At 40.8% G+C, this 397-nt stretch carries 1 pseudogene; it reads right to left on the bottom strand.

Annotated features, from left to right (window positions below):
• Nucleotides 1-397, bottom strand: a pseudogene (locus J7R05_RS08745) (ATP phosphoribosyltransferase regulatory subunit); the annotation flags it as partial.

Raw genomic sequence — 397 nt, 5'->3', positions numbered from 1 at the left:
TTCTAAGAGCGTCAAGCGTTTCTTCTGCTGTTTCAGCCTCTACGGTAAGCAAGGAAAGAATATAGTCAATCTCTTTATCCTTAAGCTCTGCTCCTTTCGTAAAATCACCACTTTCATCCAAACGCCCCTTGCCTAAAAGCAAACGCACACCTTCAAGACCAAATTTATCAAGTTTATCAATTGCTCTAAGAACCGTTAAGCGCTTTTCAACCTGCTCACTTCCCCCCAAACCAACTTGCTCTAAGACACACTCCAGAATTTTTCGGTTATTAAGACGAATGGCATAATCATGCTGTTGAATTCCTAATTTTTCCAAACTATCAGCTGCCATCATGCAAATTTCGGCATCTGCCGCAACAGTTGGTGTACCAATAATATCAGCATCAAACTGCATAAA

The organism is Bartonella capreoli, from assembly GCF_902813205.1.
GTDB classification, from domain to species: Bacteria; Pseudomonadota; Alphaproteobacteria; order Rhizobiales; family Rhizobiaceae; genus Bartonella; species Bartonella schoenbuchensis.
The sequence above is the reverse complement of the archived record's forward strand: the minus strand, read 5'-3'. Positions and strand labels throughout refer to the sequence as shown.